At 71.4% G+C, this 17725-nt stretch carries 17 protein-coding genes; 4 read left to right on the forward strand and 13 right to left on the reverse strand.

Annotated elements, in window-relative coordinates; genetic code table 11:
- Window positions 1-226: 226 nt before the first annotated feature.
- Window positions 227-856 carry a hypothetical protein gene (locus Q1V71_RS12240; RefSeq protein WP_300644099.1) on the forward strand — a complete coding sequence of 210 codons (630 nt, stop codon included), beginning with the start codon at window positions 227-229 and terminating at the stop codon, window positions 854-856.
- Window positions 857-884: 28 nt separating this feature from the next.
- Window positions 885-1241, forward strand: coding sequence for an ArsC/Spx/MgsR family protein (locus Q1V71_RS12245; protein WP_300644100.1), 357 nt, complete (start codon window positions 885-887; stop codon window positions 1239-1241).
- Window positions 1242-1272: 31 nt separating this feature from the next.
- Here the strand turns inward: Q1V71_RS12245 and Q1V71_RS12250 are convergent, their stop codons facing one another.
- From Q1V71_RS12250 to Q1V71_RS12260, 3 genes are all read right to left on the reverse strand, one after another.
- Entirely contained in the window at window positions 1273-1668 is a 396-nt protein-coding gene (locus tag Q1V71_RS12250) for an ASCH domain-containing protein (RefSeq protein ID WP_300644101.1), read from the reverse strand.
- Between the two features lie 174 nt (window positions 1669-1842).
- Window positions 1843-2898 (reverse strand): helix-turn-helix domain-containing protein, encoded by a 1056-nt coding sequence (locus tag Q1V71_RS12255; RefSeq protein WP_300644102.1) that lies wholly within the window; start codon window positions 2896-2898, stop codon window positions 1843-1845.
- A 36-nt stretch (window positions 2899-2934) separates the two neighbouring features.
- Window positions 2935-4008, reverse strand: coding sequence for an alpha/beta hydrolase (locus tag Q1V71_RS12260; RefSeq protein WP_300644103.1), 1074 nt, complete (start codon window positions 4006-4008; stop codon window positions 2935-2937).
- Window positions 4009-4110: 102 nt separating this feature from the next.
- On the opposite strand from Q1V71_RS12260, the gene Q1V71_RS12265 reads away from it, so the two are divergent.
- Entirely contained in the window at window positions 4111-5286 is a 1176-nt protein-coding gene (locus Q1V71_RS12265; RefSeq protein WP_300644104.1) for a serine hydrolase, read from the forward strand.
- A 149-nt stretch (window positions 5287-5435) separates the two neighbouring features.
- Here the strand turns inward: Q1V71_RS12265 and Q1V71_RS12270 are convergent, their stop codons facing one another.
- On the reverse strand, window positions 5436-5798 hold the full coding sequence (locus Q1V71_RS12270) for a PLD nuclease N-terminal domain-containing protein (protein ID WP_300644105.1): 363 nt from the start codon (window positions 5796-5798) through the stop codon (window positions 5436-5438).
- A 67-nt stretch (window positions 5799-5865) separates the two neighbouring features.
- On the opposite strand from Q1V71_RS12270, the gene Q1V71_RS12275 reads away from it, so the two are divergent.
- Entirely contained in the window at window positions 5866-6633 is a 768-nt protein-coding gene (locus tag Q1V71_RS12275) for a tyrosine-protein phosphatase (RefSeq protein ID WP_300644106.1), read from the forward strand.
- 39 nt (window positions 6634-6672) lie between these two features.
- Here the strand turns inward: Q1V71_RS12275 and Q1V71_RS12280 are convergent, their stop codons facing one another.
- The 9 genes from Q1V71_RS12280 to Q1V71_RS12320 all read right to left on the reverse strand — a co-directional run bounded on the left by Q1V71_RS12280 (window position 6673) and on the right by Q1V71_RS12320 (window position 17661).
- On the reverse strand, window positions 6673-7848 hold the full coding sequence (locus Q1V71_RS12280) for a YihY/virulence factor BrkB family protein (protein ID WP_300644107.1): 1176 nt from the start codon (window positions 7846-7848) through the stop codon (window positions 6673-6675).
- A gap of 145 nt (window positions 7849-7993) precedes the next feature.
- Window positions 7994-9154, reverse strand: coding sequence for an acyl-CoA dehydrogenase family protein (locus tag Q1V71_RS12285; protein ID WP_300644108.1), 1161 nt, complete (start codon window positions 9152-9154; stop codon window positions 7994-7996).
- Window positions 9151-11073: a biotin carboxylase N-terminal domain-containing protein gene (locus Q1V71_RS12290; RefSeq protein ID WP_300644109.1), complete on the reverse strand. Its 1923-nt coding sequence runs from the start codon at window positions 11071-11073 to the stop codon at window positions 9151-9153. The genes Q1V71_RS12285 and Q1V71_RS12290 overlap by 4 nt, the downstream gene beginning before the upstream one ends.
- Window positions 11070-12617 carry an acyl-CoA carboxylase subunit beta gene (locus Q1V71_RS12295; protein WP_300644154.1) on the reverse strand — a complete coding sequence of 516 codons (1548 nt, stop codon included), beginning with the start codon at window positions 12615-12617 and terminating at the stop codon, window positions 11070-11072. Before Q1V71_RS12295 ends, Q1V71_RS12290 begins: the two co-directional genes overlap by 4 nt.
- 41 nt (window positions 12618-12658) lie before the next feature.
- Window positions 12659-13144 (reverse strand): SRPBCC family protein, encoded by a 486-nt coding sequence (locus Q1V71_RS12300; protein ID WP_300644110.1) that lies wholly within the window; start codon window positions 13142-13144, stop codon window positions 12659-12661.
- Between the two features lie 53 nt (window positions 13145-13197).
- A complete protein-coding gene (locus Q1V71_RS12305; protein WP_300644111.1) occupies window positions 13198-14379 on the reverse strand; it encodes an acyl-CoA dehydrogenase family protein in 1182 nt (393 codons plus the stop codon).
- Window positions 14376-16139 (reverse strand): acyclic terpene utilization AtuA family protein, encoded by a 1764-nt coding sequence (locus Q1V71_RS12310; protein ID WP_300644112.1) that lies wholly within the window; start codon window positions 16137-16139, stop codon window positions 14376-14378. The genes Q1V71_RS12305 and Q1V71_RS12310 overlap by 4 nt, the downstream gene beginning before the upstream one ends.
- Window positions 16136-16966, reverse strand: a complete 831-nt coding sequence (locus tag Q1V71_RS12315) for a TIGR03084 family metal-binding protein (RefSeq protein ID WP_300644113.1) — start codon at window positions 16964-16966, stop codon at window positions 16136-16138. The genes Q1V71_RS12310 and Q1V71_RS12315 overlap by 4 nt, the downstream gene beginning before the upstream one ends.
- Entirely contained in the window at window positions 16966-17661 is a 696-nt protein-coding gene (locus Q1V71_RS12320) for a TetR/AcrR family transcriptional regulator (RefSeq protein ID WP_300644114.1), read from the reverse strand. The genes Q1V71_RS12315 and Q1V71_RS12320 overlap by 1 nt, the downstream gene beginning before the upstream one ends.
- Between the last annotated feature and the right edge of the window lie 64 nt (window positions 17662-17725).

Genomic DNA, 17725 nt, shown 5'->3' on the forward strand with positions numbered 1-17725 from the left:
GGCGGGAGCAGGAACTCCTGATCCCGCACGACTGGGCGATACGAACGAGCCATGCCCAAGTATTTCGCCCCAGCCGCAAAAACGGGCCGATCTCGCCCGGCGATTTGCAACAGCCACCTGCTTGAACCGGAACACCACACAGTGGGCGTACCCGGTCTGGAGCGGAACCAGCAGGGCCCTCGCGATCTGCGGCGCCGGCCGGGCCGAGCCGTGGGAACCTCGCGGGGTGCCGGCACGTCGCAAGGTCGTGAGTGGGACGTACGGCGCTCGGCCGGCCGGCAGTGGACGCCGTACGTCGGCGACGCCGGCGTCGGCCGTCCTCGCCCTGCTGGTCGCCTCGGTGCTCGCCGGTTGCGCGGGCCCCGAGCCGGGGACCGGCCCGGACCCCGACGGGCCAGCGCCCGACCCTGCCCCTGCTGCCTCTGCCCCTGCCGCCGCTGCCCCTCTCGATCCGGCACCCGCCGACGATGACGACCAGTCGGGCGGGATGGGCGTGCCCCAGCTCTCCGCCCCGGACGCCCCGGACGCCCCGGACGCCCCGCACCGGCCCCGACCCCTGACCGTCCGCCTGCAGGTGTCGGACCGCGGTTGCTTCCTGGGCACCGTCCCGGCGACGTCGGACCCGCTGCTGGTCGTCTGGCCCGAGGGCACGGCGATCGGCGCCTCCGGAGACGAGTACGTGCTGCCCTCGGGTGCCACCGCGACCGACGGGAGCCGCCTGTCTGCGCGCGGCGCCCTGATGCCCGTGCGCTCGCTGCCGTCGTACGCCGAGGACGGGTACTGGGCGATGGCCGTCGACTTCTGCACGCCCGACGCCGCCCGGGTGCTGTTCCTCACCGAGGTGCGGGTGCGATGAGCGAGACCCTTGCCGCCAGACTGGGGTCGTGGAGATCTGGGTGAACCCGGCCTGCTCGAAGTGCCGGGCCGCCACGGCGGCTCTGGACGAGGCGGGCGTGGCGTACACGGTCCGGCGCTACCTCGAGGAGCCGCCGACCCGCGGCGAGCTCGTGGCGGTGCTCGAGCGGCTGGGTCTGGAGCCCTGGGACGTCACCCGCACCGGGGAGCCCTCGGCCGCGAGAGTGGCCGACCTGCCCCGCACCCCCGAGGCTCGCGAGGACTGGCTCGCCGCCCTGGTCGCCGACCCGCGGCTGCTCCAGCGGCCGATCATCACCGCCGACGACGGTACGACGGTGGTCGGGCGCGATCCCGAGTCCCTGGCCCGGGTGCTCCCGCCGGGCTGACCCGGCCGGACCGGTGGCCGCACGAGGCCGGTCAGCCGACGTACCGGATGCCGATCATCAGCAGGGGCGTGTCGTCGCCGACCTCGCGGCCCTCCGAGGCCCAGAACCTGCGGTGCCCCTCGCGCCAGTGCTCGAGGTCGCGGTGTCCCTCCCCCTCCGACCGCGCGAACTCCCACGGCACCTCGCCGAAGGTCGTCCGCTCCACCGACGTCACCTCGACGACTCCGGCCGGGGTGCCGTCGTCGTGCAGCAGCACCAGTCGCTCGCCGACGTGCTCGAAGGCCTCGCCCTCCTGCTCATACTCCTCCACGAGCCCGGCCGTCGCCCGCTTGCGACCCTCGATCACCAGGCCGTTGAGGCGTGCCCGCATCTCCCCGGGGGAGCCGAGCTCGAGCGACCTCAGTCCGTCGACGCGGGGCCAGGTCACGACGACACCCCTACCCGGACGCCGAGCCCCACCAGCACGGCCACGACGAAGGCGATCAGCATCTCCACGACCTCATGGTCGGCACCGCGGCAGGGTCACGCCAGTCCTTTTGCCGAGGCGAAGGCTAGGCGTCTCCGGCCGGGCGCACGACGTGGAAGGGATCCATGTCGGCCGTCAAGACCCTCGAGGCGTGGCGGTAGGCGCCGGCAGGTCCAAGACGCGCGAGTGGCGCAGGCGCCAGACGAGGTACGCCGTGCCAAGGCGCGTGCGGCCGTAGCCCTCGAACGGGTCGAACCCGAGAGTCGCGTTCACGGTCTCAAGGCGCGACTGCATCGTGCTGTGGTGCACGCCGGCTTCGCGAGCGGCCTGCCGCAACGAGTGCGACCGGACCACCGAGGACAAGGTCTCCGCGCCCCACGGGTAGGCCATCACTGCGTCGACCAGCGCGACGTCGGGCTGGAAGGAGCCGTCCGGCGCGTCGGCGAGCAGCCCGATCAGTCCGCCGAAGTCGTCGGCCAGAACCGACCCGACCGCCGGCGGATCGCACAGCCGCAGCGCGACGAGAGCTGTGCGGAAGGAGTGGTGGAGGTCCTCCACCTCGGTGGCGACGCCGACCCCGCTGGGTACAGCGGCCACCTCGTGGGCACTGGCCGGAAGGACCAGCGCGTGGATGGCACCGAAACGCGTTGCAACGACGTCCTCGGGGCCCTGGGGGTGCTCGGGCCACACGGCGAAGAGGGGCGCACAGACCACTCGGTAGCGCGTCCCCGGACGCAGTCCGAGGGTGATCGCAGAAACGCAGCGTGCCTGCACGTCCACCTCGGCATCGAGCAGCAGGCTCAGGTCGCGCCGGTGGTCGCTCTCACGCCCGCGGCCGTGCCGCATGCGAACCGCCAGGGCGAGTCGCTCCAGCACGATGGCGTCGTTGGGCTGCCGCTCCCCGTTCCGCTCCAACCACACTGTCAGTCCGTCGCTCGCATCCTGCTGGAACGCCGGGTCCACCTCCGGTCGTACGTCGGCCGCGTGATGGCCGCGGGGATCGATGCGCACGGTCTTTGCCGGCGTCTCGGAGTGGAAGCCGGCGACGCAGCCAGCGAGCGATGCGGCAGCGGCAAGCAGCGCGCGCGTGTTGACGTTGCCGACCATGAGTTCGTCGAAGCAGGCGATGACGCGCAGCCCGAGGCTCGCGCTCGGGTCGAGCCGGGCAATGCGGCCGAGCAGCTCCTGCACGACGACCTCCTTCTGCGAGCGAGCGTAGTCCGGTGCTCAGTCGGCGATGATCCGCTCGACCCAGTCGTTCCTGGCCCGGATCATGGCGCGGCCGACGGAGGTATGGGCGGCAAAGATGTCGCATGCGTGGAAGGCCCCCGACCACACGTGCAGCTCCGCGTCACCGCCCGCACGCCAGATCCCGTCCGCGTAGGCGATCGCCTCGTCGCGAAAGATCTCGGCGGCACCCACGTCGATGAATGCCGGAGGCAGGCCCGAGAGGTCCCTTGCGCGGGCGGGGGCGGCGTACTCTGACACCGCCTCGGTGCCGCGGGCGTCGCCGAGCAGAGCAGTCCAGCCGGTCTCGTTGCTGACGCGGTCCCACACGCCGATGCCGTCGAACTGATGGGTCGAGGCCGTGGTGCCGCGGTCGTCGAGCATCGGGTAGTCGAGCACCTGACCCCGTAGCACCGGTCCGTCTCGGTCGCGGGCTGCGAGCGCGAGGCCTGCTGCGAGCCCACCTCCGGCGCTCGCTCCCGCGACCACGAGGCGGTCACGCCGCAAGCCCCAATCCCCTGCACGCGAGGCAGCGGCCTCGAGCGCGGCGTACATGTCGTCGAAGGGGTACGGGTGCGGGTGCTCAGGTGCCAGCCGATACTCCACCGTCACGAGGACCGCGCCGAAGTCGGACACCCAGTCGAGAACCAGGTCGATCCCGCTGAAGCGGTCGCCGAACATCAGCCCGCCCGAGTGCGCGTACACCACCCCCGGGCGCTCACCAGGCGCATCCTTGGGACGCAGCACCGACACGGCGACCTCGTGTCCGTCCGGAGCGACGACCACGTCGTCGGTGCAGACGATGCCCTTGGCGACGAGGAGGTCCTCGATGGGCGGGGCGGCGTACGACACGCGCATGAAGTCGATGAGGTCGGGCGTGATCGTCGGCGGGAACATGCCGCCGACCACCGCCAGGCCGGCCCGCAGCTCGGCGTCGAACGGCGGGCGCGCGACCGGCTGCACCTCGGCTGTCACAGGTCTCTCCACATCTTGCCCAATCAGGGAATCGCAGTTCGGGCGCCTCAGTAGATCGGCGGAATGGCCAGCCTGCCACCGCCATGTGGCGGTCGTCACTCCACCGACTCAGACGTCTTGTCGGTTCCCACTCGCCACGGGTTGCAAGACGGTGGTCGGCAGCCGGACGGAGGAACCGTCCCCGCACTCTGAGGAGCAGCCATGGCCACACACATCGACGGGTCCGGGATCGACCGCGTGCTTGCCGACGCCGTGTCGGACGGCGCAGTGCCGCACGTCGCCGCGATCGTCGCCGATCGCGACGGCGTCCTCTACGAGGGCGGGGCCGGGATCCGCATAGCCGGAGAGTCTGATGACCCGGTCGGCACCTCCACCCACTTCCGCATCATGTCGATGACCAAGATGGTCTGCACCGTCGCTGCGCTGCAGCAGAAGGAACGCGGCGAACTCGACTTCGACGCTCCGGTGGAGGAGTACGTCCCGGACTTCGCCGACGTCAAGGTGCTCGAGGGGTTCGACGGGGACGAGCCCATCCTGGTCGAGCCGCGCACGAAGGCGACGGTTCACCACCTCGTGACGCACACCTCTGGCCTGGGGTACTGGTTCTGGAACGACCAGCTCGTGAAGTACGAAGCGGCGACTGGCGTCCCGAACGTCGTACCCGGATCGATGGGCGCCTTCGGTGCACCCATGACGGCGCACCCCGGGGAGAAGTACGTGTACGGCATCAACACCGACTGGCTCGGCCGCGTCGTGGAGGCCGTCGCCGGCAAGAAGCTGGACGCAGTCATCGACGAGGGCATCGCGGGCCCGCTCGGCATGAGCAGCACCACGTTCCACCCGGACCAGACGCAGATGGACAACGCCGTCACCGTCCACGTGAAGGGCGAGGACGGCACATGGGCGTCGGCCGGCAACATCCTCAACCCCGAACCCGACTGGTGGGCGGGCGGCCATGGCCTCTTCTCCACCCCCCGCGACTACATCCGCTTCGAGCAGGCGCTCCTGCGAGGAGGCGAGCTCAACGGCGTGCGCATCCTGGACGAAGCCACGGTCGACGCCGCCTTCACCAACCAGATCGGCGACCTCGACTTCCCCGCCGAGATCCCCACCGCGGACCCGCCGATCACCGACACGATGTATGCCGGACCCGGCAACAAGTGGGGCTACGGACTCCTGCTCAACAGCCACGACATCCCTGGCCGCCGCCGCGCCGGCACCGGGTCGTGGGCGGGGCTCTTCAACACCCACTTCTTCATCGACCGCACGACCGGCATCTGCGCCTCGATCTACACCAACTCGCTGCCCTTCATCACGCGTCACGAGGCCTGGAAGCTCTACGGAGACTTTGAGGAAGCGGTGTACGCCGCGCTCTGATCGGGACGGTCAGGTGGCCGACCACGATCGATTCCAGCGCCCACCGCAGCCCGCGACGCGAGAGCTTGGCCCGCGGCTCGGCCGCCTTCGAGGTGGCCCTCGGCATCACGGAGGCGTCGCGGCGGATCCGGTAGACGGATCGACGAGGGTCAGCCCGGCTGCCCGCCCTCCTCCCGCTCGCGGCGGCGCTTCTCCTCGGCCTCGTACCTCGCGCGCGCCCGCTGCTCCTCGGCGCGTGCCCGGACCTGACGCAGGAACTCGGCGTCCTTGGCCGGGTCGGAGGCAATCATCCGGCCGGGCCGCTCGTACTCGGCGTACGGCGAGGACGCCGGAGGCACGGGCTTGGGGCGACCGACGAAGAGGTAGACCAGCGAGCCGACCAGCGGGAAGAGCAGGATCATCACGATCCACGCCCACTTCGGCAGGTTCCGCGGCTCGCGGGTGCCGATCACGTCGACCAGGCAGAAGACGGCCAGGGCGAAGGCCACGACGGCGGGCAGGTAGCGGATCACCTGCGCAGTCTCCCCGGCCCGGGCCGACCTGTCACGCGGTCGGGTGGCACCTGACATGCTGACCGCCGTGGACGAACGTGCCGACGAGGGCTACGAGCTGACCCGGCTGGCCAGTGCCGACAACTTCCGCGACGTGGCCGGCCCGGGCTACCTCACCGTCGACGGCGTCAGGTTGCGCCGCGGCGTGCTCTTCCGCTCCAACGAGCTCCAGCTGAGCGCCGTCGACGCCGGGGCGCTGCGCGACCTCGGGATCCGCGACGTGCTGGACCTGCGCGACCACCCGGAGGTGGAGGCGCACCCCGATGCCGAGGTGCCCGGGGCGGCCTGGACGCACGTGCGGGTCCCCGGCATCCCGATGGACGACGTCGCCACCCTGACCTCGCGCGAGGAGGGCCTGGCCACCATGAAGCGGGTCTACCGCGTCTTCGTCGAGGACGACGGCGCACGGGCCGCGTTCGGCGAGCTGCTCACCGTGCTCGCCGACGCCGAGCACCCCCAGCTCTTCCACTGCACCGCCGGCAAGGACCGCACGGGCTGGGCGAGCGCGCTGCTGCTGCGTGCCTGCGGGGTGCCGGAGGAGACCGTCGTCGAGGACTACCTGCTGACCAACCGCTTCGACGGCACCCGCGCGAAGTACCTCGCGATGGTCCGCGAGCACCTCGGCGAGGACAAGGTCGCGGTCTACGAGACGGTCATGGTCGCCGACACCGCCTACCTTGCCGAGGCCGACGCCGCCGTCGCCGAGCACTTCGGCGACCTCGAGGGCTACCTGTACGACGGCCTGCGGATCACCCGCGGCACCGTCGAGTCCCTGCGCGCCCGGCTGCGGGGCTGAGCCCGCAGCCCCGGGCGGCCCGGGCGTCCAGGAGGCCCGTCAGGGGGTGCGCCCGTGCGGGGCGTCGTGCGGGGTCTCGCGCGGATCCTCACGCGGAGTCTCGCGCGCGGGCCGCGGCTCGTCGGCCTCCCCGGTCCCGACACCGGCCTCCGCGCCGTCGACGTCCGAGGCCCGCAGCACCGTGGTGGGCGGCTGCTTGCGCAGCTCCTCCAGCCGCGGCGCCGGTTCCACGGCCGCCGCGTCGGTGTCGGTGAAGTGGACGTCGATGACCTCGTTGACCTTGTGACGCTGCGCGCGCACGTAGTAGGTGTACGCGCGGCGGTCGGCGGCGGTGAGTTCGACCTTGTCGGTGAACAGCGTCATCAGCGCGCGGGGGTAGAGCCGGCGCGCCAGCACGACGTTGATCTCCATCCCGATCACGCCCATCACCGCGGCGATGTAGAGCAGCCCCATGAGGCCGAGGACCAGCGCGAACGTGCCGTTCATGCCGCTGGTGCCACTCAGCACCGCGGTGACGTAGAGCGTCCCGACGAACTGCAGCGCCTGCAGCATGAGCGCGACGGAGAAGGCACCGGGCGCGGCCTGCATGAAGCGGAGCCGACGAGCCGCGGCCAGCCGGAACAGGTAGGTCAGCACCAGGCCCACGAGCGCGACCGAGACCAGTCGGATCAGCCAGCGCAGGTTGCCGCTCATGTCGCCGCCGAGGGCGTCGGTCTCCGAGCCGACCGCCGAGAGGATCGAGAGGCCGAGGATCGCCAGGCCGGCCGAGCCGAGGAGCACCAGGCTCTTGAAGCGCAGCACGATCGGGTTGGGCCGGGAGTTGCGCGGCACGGCCCAGGCGATGTTCTGCGCGTTCTGCAGCGCCTGGCCCAGGCCGAGGGAGCCGTAGAGCGCCGTCAGACCACCGACGACCACGGCCGTCGTGGAGCCGGTCAGGCCTTCGGGCCGGCCCAGCTCCTCGCCGATGATCGGGAACTGGCCCAGCGCGGAGCTGAGGACCGCCTCCTGCAGCTGCGGGTCGCCCTGCAGCAGGAAGCCGAGGATCGAGGTGGCCAGCAGCAGGAGCGGGAAGATCGCGATGAACCCGTAGTAGGTGATGATCGCGGCGAGGTAGGGACCCTGGTCGTCGACGTACTTGTAGAAGACCGCGATCGGCACCGACAGCACGCGACGGCGCCGCTGCACACCGTCGAGCGTCGTCGCGATCCGTCCCACGGGGGACGACGGTATCGGTAGGGACCCGGCTCAGGGCTCAGCGATACCCGGTTACCCGGGTGTCCGTGCACATACCGGCCACTGCAACACCACCGAAGGGCGGCGAGACCCGGGTACCGGGGTATCGCCGCACCCCCCAGCAGCCTCAGTAGGACTTGGGCAGCCCGAGGGAGTGCATCGAGACGAAGTTGAGGACCATCTCGCGGCTGACCGGGGCGATGCGACCGACCCGGGCTGCGACGAGGAGGGCGGCCATGCCGTACTCCTGCGAGATGCCGAAGCCGCCGTGCGTCTGCACCGCGCGGTCCGCGGTGTCGCACGCTGCCTCCGCAGCGGCGTACTTAGCCATGTTCGCGGCCTCGCCGGCGGCGAACTCGTCCCCCGCGTCGTAGAGCGCGGCGGCCTTCTGGGTCATGAGGCGTGCCATCTCGATCTCGATGTGGCTCTGCGCCAGGGGGTGCGCGATCGCCTGGTGACCGCCGATCGGGCCGTTGAAGACCTCACGCTCCTTGGCGTAGGCCACGGCTCGCTCCAGGGCGTAGCGAGCCAGGCCGGTGCTGAACGAGGCACCCATGATCCGCTCGGGGTTGAGGCCGGCGAACAGCTGGGCGAGCCCGCCGTTCTCGTCGCCCACCAAGGCATCCGCAGGCAGCCGGACGTCGTCGATGAAGACCTGGAACTGGCTCTCCGGGCTGACGATCTCCATCGGGATCGCGGTGTACTCGAAGCCGGGAGCGTCCGTTGGAACGACGAACAGGACCGGCTTGATCTTGCCGGTCTTGGCGTCCTCGGTGCGTGCGACGATCAGGACGTTGTCGGCCTCGTCGACCCCGGAGATCCAGATCTTGCGGCCGTTGAGGACCCACCCGTCGCCGTCCTTGCGGGCGGTGGTGGCGATGTTGTGGGTGTTGGTGCCGGCGTCGGGCTCGGTGATGGCGAAGACCATCGTGCTCGTGCCGTCGCAGATGCCGGGCAACCACTTCTGCTTCTGCGCCTCGGTGCCGTACCGGCTGATCACCGTCCCGCAGATGGCCGGCGAGACGACCATGAGCAGCAGGGGACAGCCGGCGGCTGCGAGCTCCTCGCACACAGCAGCCAGGTCGCCGATACCCCCACCCCCGCCGCCGTACTCTTCGGGGACGTTGATGCCGAGATAACCGGCCTTCCCGATTTCCAGCCACAGGTCCGTGGTCTTCTGGCCGGCACGCGCCTGACCGGTGAAGTAGTCGTGTCCGTACTTGCTCGCCAGACGCGCGACCTGCTTGCGCAGCTCCTGGCGCTCCTCGGACTCGGTGAACGTGCTCATGCCTGCTCCTCTGCTGCTTCGACCACTGCCATGACTTCTCCCGCGGCGACCTGCTGACCGGTCGTCACGCCGAGCTGGGTGACCACGCCGTCGGTCGGTGCGCTCACGGTGTGCTGCATCTTCATCGCCTCCAGCACGAGCACCGGGTCGCCCGCGGCGACCTGCTGCCCCTGCTCGACAAGGACCTTGACCACGCTGCCCGGCATCGGCGCCAGCAGCGAGCCGCTCGCGACCTGGTCGGCCGGGTCCACGAACCGCGGCACCCTGGTCAGGCGGACGTGCCCGCCCGGTCCGTCGACGTCGACGACCTCGCGCCCGGGCAGGCCGGTGACCGTGCAGGCGTACGTCGTCGCGACGCCGTCCCGCTCGAGCGTGACCGTCTCCGGGGCCGCGGCCAGGACGCGCACGTCCTCGGCCGTGTAGCCGTCGCGACCGCCCCACCACTCCGCGGTGACCTCGGTGTCACCGACCGTGAACGTGGTGCGCTGCGGCTGGCTCGGCACGTTGCGGAACCCGACCGGGATCCGCTGCTGGACCGCGCGCGCGACCCGGTGGGCCTCGGCGATCGCCAGCGCGGCCGCGAGCGGCGCGTCCCGGTCGGCCTCCCGAGCCGGCGGCGCCCAGTCGGTGAGGAACGCGGTGCTCACCTCGCCGCGCAGGAACGCGGGGTCGGTGAGGATCGCGACGAGCTGGTCGCGGTTGGTGGTCAGCCCGTGGATCCGGCTGCGGCGCAGGACGCCGGCGAGCTGGCGCGCGGCCTGCTCGCGGCTCGGTGCGTGCACCACGACCTTGGCCAGCATCGCGTCGTAGAAGGTCGAGACCTCGCTGCCGGAGACGAACCCGCGGTCCACCCGCACGCCCGGCTCGGAGCCGTCCGCGCCGGGGATCTCGAAGGTGGTGAGGAGGCCGGACTGCGGCTGGTAGTCCGCGGCCGGGTCCTCGGCGTAGAGCCGGACCTCGATCGCGTGCCCCTGCACGGGTCCGGCAGCCGAGGCCGGTGCGCCCTCGGCCGCCGCCAGCTGCTGGGCGACCAGGTCCACCGCGTGCACGAGCTCGGTGACCGGGTGCTCGACCTGCAGCCGGGTGTTCATCTCCAAGAAGAAGAACCGCTCCGTCTCCTCGTCGTAGAGGAACTCCACTGTGCCGGCGCCGCGGTAGTCGATCGCCTCGGCGGCCGCCCGGGCCGCCTCGTGCATGGCGGTGCGCACGTGGTCGGGCAGACCCGGGGCGGGCGCCTCCTCGACGACCTTCTGGTGCCGGCGCTGGATCGAGCAGTCGCGGTCGCCGTAGACGACCGAGCCGACGACCTGCACCTCGACGTGGCGGCCGCGCTCGACGTACGGCTCGACGAACACGGTGCCGTCACCGAAGGCGGAGGCCGCCTCCTCGCGTGCCTTCGCGATCTCCGTCTCGAGGTCGGCCAGCGACCGCACGACGCGCATGCCGCGGCCGCCGCCACCGGCGGAGGCCTTGACCAGCAGCGGCAGGTCGGCCTCGGTCGGCTGCTCGGGTGCCTCCAGGACGGGCACACCGGCGGCCTTCATCAGCTCCTTTGCGCCGATCTTGGAGCCCATCGCGGTGATCGAGGCCGGGTCGGGCCCGACCCAGGTCAGGCCGGCGTCGACGACGGCCTGGGCGAACTCCGCGTTCTCGGACAGGAAGCCGTAGCCGGGGTGGATCGCGTCGGCGCCGGCGCGGCGGGCCGCGTCGAGGACGCGGTCGACCCGCAGGTAGGTCTCGGCCGGCGTGCTGCCGGGCAGGCGTACGGCGACGTCGGCCTCGGCCACGTAGGGCAGGGCCGCGTCGGCGTCGGAGTGGATCGCCACCGTCTCGATGCCGAGGCTGCGGCAGGTCCGGAAGACCCGGCTGGCGATCTCGGCACGGTTGGCGACGAGCAGTCGCGAGATCTGTCGCTTCATGGGCGGAACACCCCGAATCGGTCGGTGCCGGCGATCGGCTTGTTGCGGATGACGGACAGGCAGATGCCCAGGACCGTTCGGGTGTCGCGCGGGTCGATGACGCCATCGTCGTACAGCATCCCGGAGAGGAAGTGCGGCAACGACTGCTCCTCGATCTGGGCCTCCACGACTTCCTTGATCGCCCTGAATCCCTCGGCGTCGAAGACCTCACCCTTGGACTCGGCTGACTGGCGGGCGACGATCTCGAGCACGCCGGCCAGCTGCGCCGGACCCATGACCGCCGACTTCGCCGAAGGCCAGGTGAAGAGGAAGCGTGGATCGTAGGCGCGGCCGTTCATGCCGTAGTTTCCGGCACCGTAGGAGGCACCCATGATCACCGTCAGGTGCGGCACGGTGGAGTTGGAGATCGCGTTGATCATCATCGCGCCGTGCTTGATGATCCCGCCCTGCTCGTACTCCTTGCCGACCATGTAGCCGGTGGTGTTGTGCAGGAACAGCAGCGGGGTGTCGGACTGGTTGGCCAGCTGCACGAACTGCGTGGCCTTCTGCGCCTCCTCGCTGAACAGCACGCCCTGGGCGTTGGCGAGGATGCCGACCGGCTGGCCGTGGATCGAGGCCCACCCGGTCACCAGCGAGGTGCCATAGAGCGGCTTGAACTCGTCGAAGGCCACGGCGTTGGTCGGGCTGACCCCGTCGACGATCCGCGCGATCACCTCGCGCGGGTCGAACGGCTCCTTGAGGTCGCTGGGGATCAGGTCGAGCAGCTCCTCGGGGTCGAGGTCGGGCTCGGCGTACGACGGGGCCGGGTCCTTGCGGGCCCGGTCGAGCCGCGCCACGATGCGCCGCCCGATCCGGATCGCGTCGAGCTCATCCTCGGCGAGGTAGTCAGCCAGTCCGGACGTCCGCGCGTGCATCTCGGCACCGCCGAGGCTCTCGTCGTCGGACTCCTCGCCCGTGGCCATCTTCACCAGCGGCGGACCGCCGAGGAAGACCTTGGCCCGCTCCTTGACCATCACCGTGTAGTCGCTCATGCCCGGCACGTAGGCACCGCCGGCGGTGGAGTTGCCGAAGACCAGCGCGACCGTCGGCTCCTTGCGCGCGCTGGCGCGCGTCAGGTCGCGGAACATGCGCCCACCCGGGATGAAGATCTCCTTCTGCGACGGCAGGTCCGCTCCGCCGGACTCGACCAGCGAGATCGTCGGCAGACCGTTCTCCTGGGCGATCTGGGAGGCCCGGAAGATCTTCTTCACCGTGATCGGGTTCGACGCACCCCCCTTCACCGAGGGGTCGTTGGCGCTGATCAGGCACTCGACCCCCTCGACGACACCGATGCCGGTGACCACGCTCGCGCCGACGGGGAAGTCCGTCCCCCAGGCTGCCAGGGGCGAGAGCTCGAGGAACGCCGAGCCCTCGTCGATCAGCAGCTCAATCCGTTCGCGGGGCAGCAGCTTGCCGCGCTTGTGGTGGCGGGCGACGCTGCGCTCACCGCCGCCGGCGACGGCCTTGGCCTGCTCGGCGTGGAGCGCCTCGATCTTGGCCAGCATGGCTTCGCGGCGCGTGGGCGTCTCAGCCACGGGTGCGTCGGTCACTTCTCGAGCACCGCCTTCATCTTCTCCATCGTGGTGCGCATACCCTTCTCGTTGGTCTTCCCGCGCGACCAGCCCAGCAGCAGCCAGTAGATCTTCATCGGGAGCTTGGTCTCGAGCCGGAAGTACTCGGTGACCTTCGAGCCGCCCGAGCCGTCGGGGGCGATCCGGTAGCCCCAGTTGTTGATGGTCACCTCGGGGGTCCCGACGGAGAACTCGAACACGCCCTCGGACGTGTCGGTCGGCGGCTCGCAGCGCGTGACCCTGCAGGCCGACCAGTACGTCGGGCCGACGCCGTTGCGCTTGACGTGGCCCTTGAACGTCGCGCCGACCTCGGGGCCGGTGCTGCCGCGGGTCCAGCGGGCCTCGAAGGTCTCGGGGGAGAACTCCCCGATCCGGGTCACGTCGCTGACCAGGTCCCACACCTCCTGCGGTGCGGCGGCGATGTCGACAGTGACCTGGCCGGTGGGGTGTCCGATGCTCATCGTGCCTCCTCCAGGGGTGACCGGCTCTGCCAACCGATCGGGGCCGGCGATCCTCACTGTTCGACCCTCTTGCGTGGGCTGTAACCGAACAGCTTCGCTGCGAGGTCGGCCAAGACCTCGCTGGCACCGCCGCCGATGGGCAGGATGCGGGAGTCGCGCGCATGTCGCTCGACCTCGGTGCCGTGCATGTAACCGGTGCCTCCGTGCAGCTGGACCGCCTCGTATGTGACCTTGGTGGCAGCATCGACCGCCGTCTGCTTGGCCAGGCAGGCCTGAGCCACGACGTTCTCGCCGGCGATGTGGCGACCGGCGACATCGCGCGCGTAGGCGCGTGCCACCTCGACCTCGCGTCGCATCTCGACCAGCTTGTGCCGGACCACCTGGTTGGCCACCAGCGGACGGCCGAAGGTGTGCCGGTCGTGGGCGTAGGCGACGGTGAGATCCAGCGCGCGAGCCGCGATCCCGTAGGCGTGCACGGCGAGCCCGATCCGCTCGACCACGAACTGCTCGGCGATCTGGTAGAACCCGGTGTTCTCGCGACCGACGAGGTTCTCGACGGGGACCCGCACGTCGACGTAGGCCAGCTCGGCGGTGTCCGAGCAGTGCCAGCCAGTCTTGCGAAGTGCCCGGTCAACGGTGAATCCGGGCGTGTCCTTCTCCACGACGAGCAGTGAGACCCCCGCATGCCCGGGGCCACCGGTACGCACCGCAGTCGTTACGAAGTCGGCCCTCACCCCGGAGGTGATGAAGGTCTTGGCGCCGTTGACCACGTAGTGGTCGCCGTCGCGCACGGCTGTGGTCCGGATTCCCGCGACATCGGACCCGCCGCCCGGCTCGGTCACCGCGAGGGAGCCGATCATCCGCCCCTCGAGTGTGGGTCGGACATACCGCTCCACCAAGCCCGCCCAGTCCGCACCCTCCTCCCGCTGCGCTGCCGCGACCATGTGTGGCAACGCGATCCCGTGGGTGAACAGCGACGCCAGCACGCCGCTGGAGCCGCCGGCGGTCAGCAGCCCCTCCTGGCAGTCGTTGGTGTCTTGCAGATCGCCCCCGGAACCGCCGAACTCCTCGGGGAATCCCACGCCAAGGATCCCTTGCTGGGCGGCACTGCGGTGGAGGTCGCGTGGCAGCATGCCCTCCTCCTCCCACGCATCGAGATGCGGGGCGATCTCTCGTCGAGTGAACTCCGCCCCGAGGGCGAAGACAGGCGAGTCGTTGACGATGGACGGGTTCACAGCAGCTCCTCCTGCACGTGCACGCTCCGGGCGCGCATCCACTCACCGAGGCCCTTGGCCTGCGGGTCGAACCGGGTTGAGGCCGCGACACCGTCGCCGAGCAGCCCCTTGATCACGATGTTCACGGCGCCGAGGTTCGGCAGCATGTGGACCTCGACGGCGTCCTCGCCCAGCGCCGCCGCCTCGGGCACGAGCTCGCGGACCTTGCGCGGGCTCATCAGCTTGGCCAGCCAGGTCACGCGGGCGTCGTACGACGGCGAGCCGTCATGGGCGACCCACAGCCCGACGTTGGCGTCGCCGCCCTTGTCGCCGGAGCGCGCGTGCACGAAGGTCCCGAGTGGCATCCGCCGCGTGAGGGTGTCGGCGGGCGCCGGGAACGGCGTGGGACGCAGCCCGGCGGTGTGGACGGCCTCGGCCGTCACCTCGGGGTCGGGCACGACCTCGCGGGTGCCGTCGGGCAGGACCACGACGTGCTCGACGGCGCTGCGCTCGACGTACGCCGGTCGGTAGACGCCGTACGGCGTGGGCTGGCTGGGCGGGGTGGTCATGGTGAAGCCGGGGTAGGACGCCAGGGCGTTCTCCACCAGCGGGCCGGTGAACCCCTTGCCGCACGGGCCGGGCTCGGGGTCCTTCACCGTGCAGCGCAGCAGCGTGGAGGCGGCCTCCTCGGTGTCGGCGTCGGCCTCGGGGAGGGTCACGCGGCTCCACTCGACGCTCTGCGCGGTGAGGCGCGGCGAGACCTGCTCGCGCACCCAGTCGGCCTTGGCCTCGACGTCGAGACCGGTGAGCACCAGCTCCATGGAGTTGCGCCAGCCGCCGAGCTCGTTGACGCAAACCTTGAGCTTCTCCGGCGGCGGCGACCCGACCGTGCCGGAGATGCCGACGCGGTCGGTGCCGAGCTGCTCGAGCCGGACGGTGTCGAGGTGGGTGGTGACGTCGGGGTTGAGGTAGCGCGTGGACTGGATCTCGTAGACCAGCTGCGCGGTGACGGTGTCGACGGTGACCGCGCCGCCGGTGCCCGCCTGCTTGGTGATGACGCTCGAGCCGTCGGCGTGCAGCTCCGCGACGGGGAAGCCGAGCGGCTTCGTGGGGTCCATGCCGGCCTTCATCAGCGCGCGGAAGCCGCTGAAGTTGCCGCCGGTGGCCTGGGTGCCGCACTCGATGACGTGCCCGGCGACGACCGCGCCCGCGAGGGCGTCGTGGTCGGCCGGGGTCCAGCCGAAGTGGGACGCGCCCGCGCCCACGACGAGCGCGGCGTCGGTGACCCGGCCGGTGACGACGACCTGGGCGCCGGTGTCGAGCGCGCGGGCGATGCCGAAGCCGCCGAGGTAGGCGTTGGCGGTCAGGGCGCCCGGGAATCCCAGCTCCTGCGCGCGGGCACGCAGGTCGTCACCCTCGACGTGGGCGACCGCGACATCGAGCCCGAGACCCTGTGCGAGCTCGCGGACCTTGTCGGCCAGGCCGGCGGGGTTGAGGCCGCCGGCGTTGGTGACGATCCGGATGCCCTTCTCGACCGCGTCGCCGAGGCAGTCCTCGAGCTGGCGCAGGTGGGTCCGGGCGTAGCCCAGGCCCGGGTCCTTCATCGTGTCCTTGCCGAGGATCAGCATGGTCAGCTCGGCGAGGTAGTCGCCGGTGATGACGTCGATCGGGCGGCCGTCCTCGAGGGCGCCGTCGACCAGCTCGCGCATGGCCGAGAGGCGATCGCCGTAGAAGCCGGAGCAGTTGCCGACGAGCAAGCTGCGGGCGGTTTCGGCGCTCATGCCTGCTTCTCCCGTCCGCCGCCGGCCGGGCCGGCGAAGGCCTGCGCGATGGTGAGCCAGTGCTCGGCGTCCTCGCCCATGGCGACCAGGTCGGTGTCGTCGCGGTGCACGCGCTGGGTGACCAGGCAGCAGAAGTCGTACGCCGAGCCGCTGACCCGCTGCCGGGCGTCCTCGGGGCCCCAGGTCCACACCGCGCCGCTGGGCGCGGTGAGCTCCACGCGGAACTCCTCGGCCGGCGGGGTCTGCTCGTGGACGGAGTAGGCGAAGTCGCGGGTGCGGATGCCCAGGTGCGCGACGTGCTTGATCCGGTCGGTCGGCAGCGGGCGGCCGCCCTCGGCCGCGGGGTTCGCGACCGCGTCGTAGACGTCGAGGGCGTGCGCCCACGTCTCCATGTAGCGCGCGGTGGCCATGCTGGCCGGCGACATCGGCGGGCCGAACCACGGCATCTTCGCGCCGGCCGGCACCGCCCGGAGGGCCTCGCCCAGCGCCGTACGGCCCTGGTCCCAGCGGGCCAGCAGCTCCGCGGTCGGCATTGCGGCCAGCTCCTCGGCGCCCGCGTCGACGAAGCCGTCGACGTCGGCCAGGGCGGCGGTGACGATCGCGTCCCACACTTGCTTGCCGTCGGGCCAGCGCTCGGGGTCGGTGGTGCGGGCGGCGGCGACGGCCTGCTCGTCGGTCCACGCCAGGTGCGCGACCTGGTGGGCGACGGTCCACCCGGGCGCGGGCGTGGGGGTGGACCAGGCGTCGGGCTCCAGCCCGGTCACCACGGCGCGCAGGGCGTCGCCCTCGGCGGTGAGGTCGGCCAGCAGGTCGTCGAGCAGGCTCATCAGGTCGTCTCCCTGGGGGTGGCGGGCGTGGCATGGGCGGAGGTGGCGCGGGTGGCTCGTGCGTCGGTCGCGTCGGAGGTCGGCCCGGGGGCGGCGTCGAGGGCCTGGTCGATCACCTGGGCCCAGCGGTCGAGGATCCGCTCGCGGCGGCGGCGGTCGTCGGTGATGGTGGTGGCCAGACCGAGGCCGCGGACCAGGTCGAGGGTGGCCTGCACCAGCTCGCGGACGCCGGGCACCGACTCGTCGGCGCCGAGCAGCTCGACGGTGAGGCGGTGCACCTCGCGGCCGACCTTCTGCTCCAGCGGCGCCACGGCCTCCATCAGGGCCGGGTCGGTGCGCGCGGCGACCCACAGCTCCAGCGCGGCGGTGAAGACCGGCGAGGTGAAGTGGTCGCCGAGCAGGGTCAGCACCGCCCGGGTCCCGCCACCGCTGGGCAGCGCCGCGGCGGCCGCCTCGAGCTCCGCACCGCGCACGGCGGTCAGGTGCTCGACCGCGGCCACGACCAGGTCGTTCTTGGTCGGGAAGTGGTGCAGCTGCGCTCCGCGGCTCACCCCCGCACGCTCGCTGACCAGCGTCGTGCTGGTGCCCGCGAACCCGCGCTCGACGAGCAGCTCGACCGTCGCCTCCAGGAGCCGGGCGCGCATGGCCCGGGAGCGCTCCTCCTGGGGCACCCGGGTCGTCGCTGCGGTCACCACGCGCTCATCCTGGGGGTCGGACTAACAAACAGTCAACCCTGTCTTTTTGTGCTGACGTGCGCGT

Origin of the sequence: Nocardioides sp., from assembly GCF_030149505.1 — a bacterium.
Classification (GTDB): domain Bacteria; phylum Actinomycetota; class Actinomycetes; order Propionibacteriales; family Nocardioidaceae; genus Nocardioides.